Origin of the sequence: Pseudomonas sp., assembly GCF_049645325.1 — a bacterium.
Taxonomy (GTDB): Bacteria; Pseudomonadota; Gammaproteobacteria; order Pseudomonadales; family Pseudomonadaceae; genus Aquipseudomonas.
Genome location: NZ_JBARTQ010000646.1, coordinates 1 through 3,660, shown reverse-complemented (window position 1 = coordinate 3,660; position 3,660 = coordinate 1). Strand labels below are relative to the sequence as shown.

The window sequence follows — 3,660 nt, the reverse complement described above, 5'->3', positions numbered from 1 at the left end:
GAGTATCAGTCACTCATAAGTCGACTGATACTCCGCCTTCGCGAGCAAGCCCGCTCCCACATTTGATCTTCATTACTCACAACGGCTGCGTCACACCACCAACCGCTGCAACGCCTCGCGCAACCTGCCCGGAATCGTCACCGGCTGGTTCGACCCTCGGTCCACAAACACATGCACAAAGCGCCCCGCCGCGCAGGCTTCGTCCTCGCCTGACTTGAACACCGCCAACTCGTACTGCACCGAGCTGTTACCCAACTTGCCCACCCGCAGGCCGATTTCTATACGGTCGGGATAGGCAATCGAGGCGAAATAATCACACGCCGAACTCACCACAAACCCCACCACTTCACCGTCATGAATATCCAACCCGCCTTCTTCAATCAGGTAGGTATTCACCGCCGTGTCGAAGAAGCTGTAATAGGTGACGTTGTTCACATGGCCATACACATCATTGTCGTGCCAACGCGTGATGATCGGCTGGAAGTGGCGGTAGTCACCGCGCTGAGGCGTTGAATCAGGCATGTGCAGGTCTCGTCAAAGGGGTTAGAGATCATTCAAATGGGCCTCGGCCCACTCGCGCACCTCGGCGTAAGGGTAATCCTCCAGCGCCGCAAAACCCGGAATACCCCGCGCTTTCAGCTTGGAAAACAACGGCACGATGATGCCGCCCAGAAATCGCGCCAGGCGTTCCGCGCCCGGTAAATCGCCGGTCGCTTCATGATGCCTGTGGATAAATTCACCGCACAGCCCCATGAAGTTTTTATCCACAAGCGCCGGCAAACTCGGCGGCGGTGGCAAATAGGCGACATGGCCATGACACACCGAGCAATGACCACACCGCTGCGGCGCATTTTCATCGCCGAAGTAATGAGCCAGGCGCTGCCCCAGGCACTGTTCCGTGGCGAAAAGGTCGAGCATGGCGTGAATGCGCGCCACCTCGCCCACTTCGTGCTGCTTGAAGCCTGTGTATAACTCGGCGCTCAACACCTGCGGGTCAAAGTCAGTATTCAGCAGGCTGTAGACCTCGGTCATCTGCTTGCTTTCCAGCTCGATCAGGCCCTGTTCCTGGAAGTAATCCAGCGCCTTCACCACCCGGTTGCGCTCGGCATTGTGCTGTTGGTACAGCGCATCGAAATCAACGGTCGCCCAGGTTCTGGCGCGATGACACACCTGGATAATCGCCGCGACAAACTGTTGCCGCTCACCGGAAAAGCGCGCCAGCAAAGCCTCGGGTTCGATCAAATACTTGAAGCGATATTCAGCGTAAAACGCGTAGCGCGGCGCGATCACACCCTTGAGCTCCAGCTGCACCAGCAACGTCTTGAGCGGCAATTCACGAATGTTGCTGTGGTCCGACAGCGACCTCAGCAAGAACTCCCACTGCCCCTCGCCGCACGCCGCTTGCAACTCCTCCAGCACGCGACGGATGCCTTCCTGCTCCGGCGTGTCACCGTACACAAAGTTTTCCAACACGTTGAGGCTGTCACGGTTGGCCAGCACCAGGCAGTCCGAAGGCTGCCCATCACGCCCGGCACGGCCGATTTCCTGGCTGTAGTTCTCGATGGATTTGGGCAGGTCAAAGTGCACCACATTGCGGATGTCACTCTTGTCGATGCCCATGCCAAACGCGATGGTGGCGACAATGCAATTGGAGTGCCCGCCCATAAAGCGCTGCTGGATGCCCTCGCGTTTGTCGTGGGGCAAACCGGCGTGGTAGGCCTCGGCCTGGATGCCATTGCGGTTCAAGTGATCGGCAATCTGCTCGGCGGTTTTTTGCAGGGTGACGTAGACGATGCTCGGCTGGTTGGGCCGCTCGCTCATCCACGCGACCAGCCGCCGACGCTTATCCACACCCGCGACCGGCTCGACCAGCAAGTTGAGGTTCGGCCGGTAGAAGCCCGTGGTGATCACGTCGTTCGGCGCAATGGCGAACTTGGCCTGCATGTCGGCAATCACCTTGGGCGTGGCCGTAGCCGTCAGCAGCAACGCTTGTGGGATATTGAACTGACGCTGGTAGTCCGGAAGCTTCAAATAGTCGGGACGGAAGTTGTGGCCCCACTCGGAGATGCAGTGCGCCTCGTCCACCACCAACAACGAGATCTGCACGCTTTGCAGGAAATTACGGAAGCGCTCGTTCTTCAGGCGCTCCACGGAAATCATCAGGATTTTCAACTCACCCGAGCGTGCGCGGGCCATCACGTCATTGGCATCCTCGCGGCTTTGGGCCGAATCGATGCTGCCCGCCGAAATGCCGTGGCGCTTCAAAAAACCAAGCTGGTCCTGCATCAACGCCAGCAGCGGCGACACCACCAGCGTCAGGTGCGGCAATAACACTGCCGACAGCTGATAACAAAGGGACTTGCCAGAACCGGTAGGAAAAATGGCGGCTGCCGAACGACCGGCCAGCACGGCGCTGACCGCTTCTTCCTGGCCCAGGCGAAACTGTGGATAACCAAAGACCTGTTGGAGGGTGTGGTGCATAAGCTGTCACTCCATTGACCGCTGAACGAGCCCAAAACATAGACCAGCACGTTCCGCGAATCGAGAAAGGTCGCAAGGAAAAAAGAGACAGGATGATACACAGGGTGAAGAGTGGCCTAGGGCCGAAGTGGGAATATTCCGAAGATGCAGCAGGAAAACACAGATCCTAATGTGGGAGCGGGCTTGCCCGCGATAGCGGTATGTCAGCCTACACTTCTGTATCTGACTCACCGCCATCGCGGGCAAGCTCGGCTCAGACACTCAACGGATGCTGCCCAACAAACCGCTGTCAAACCGCAAAACCGGAAGTCTCTGTAAGAAACCGCCAAACACTGCGTAGCCCCCTTCCCAAACTGCTTAAAACACCTGCTCAACCCTCTACATAACGCCCCTTCGCATGACCGAAACTAACAACCTCTCAACTGTCCCGGCAGAACAGCGTGAACTTTTATCTTGAGTTAGCCTTGATCGTCGCCCTGCAATGGCTGACCTTTGCGTTGATAAAAAACTACACCTATCGGATAGGCTTTGGGCTCACCTTGCTGGTCAGCGGGCTGGTACTGATATTTGCGCCGATACCTACACTGACTTTATCGGCCCATGAGTCCATCAACAGCACTATCGCGTTTATCATCCTTATCACTGGCATCGGCTTGATCCAGGCGCGAAACAAACACCGTCGCGTACAGTCAGCCGCCTCCGTCCACTCACTCCTGCGTGCCCCCACCATGAACCTCGCCCCCCACTTCCCCGAAGACCCGGCCATGCAGCAGCTCCTGCAATTGCTGCACGAAGAAATCGGCCTGCCGAAACACAAAGCGATTCGCCTCGACACCTCGATCAATTTTGACCTGGGTTGCGACGGCGCCGAGGCCAAGCAGTTCATGGAAGCGCTGGAACAGGATTTTGCGCTCGACCTGGGCGACTACGATGCTTATCGTTACTTCCAGCCGCCGGTGTTCGACGTGTTCCTCAAGCGTCGTGCCAAAGGGCGTGGCGACAAGGTGCCGCTGACCATCGGCATGCTTTACCTGGCGATCAAGACGCATGGCTGGGACACGCAGACCCTCGAAAACCTGAGCTGATAGTGGGAACGCTGAAAAATCAAAATGTGGGAGCGGGCTTGCTCGCGAAGGCGGTCTTTCAGTAGCAGATGTACTGGCTGACACACCGCCTTCG

General features: G+C 57.5%; 3 protein-coding genes. 1 reads left to right on the top strand and 2 read right to left on the bottom strand.

From position 1 onward, the window contains the following. Nucleotides 1-90 precede the first annotated feature (90 nt). Together WBB95_RS27720 and WBB95_RS27715 are read right to left on the bottom strand one after the other, a co-directional pair. Entirely contained in the window at nt 91-522 is a 432-nt protein-coding gene (locus WBB95_RS27720) for an acyl-CoA thioesterase (protein WP_424490473.1), read from the bottom strand. Nucleotides 523-543: 21 nt separating this feature from the next. Beyond that, the gene (locus tag WBB95_RS27715; RefSeq protein WP_424490472.1) at nt 544-2,481 is read right to left on the bottom strand and encodes a RecQ family ATP-dependent DNA helicase; all 1,938 of its coding nucleotides are present in this window, start codon (nt 2,479-2,481) and stop codon (nt 544-546) included. 440 nt (nt 2,482-2,921) lie between these two features. Here WBB95_RS27715 and WBB95_RS27710 point away from each other — a divergent pair, with 440 nt between their 5' ends. Further along, the gene (locus WBB95_RS27710; RefSeq protein WP_424490471.1) at nt 2,922-3,566 is read left to right on the top strand and encodes a DUF1493 family protein; all 645 of its coding nucleotides are present in this window, start codon (nt 2,922-2,924) and stop codon (nt 3,564-3,566) included. The last annotated feature ends 94 nt before the right edge of the window (nt 3,567-3,660 follow it).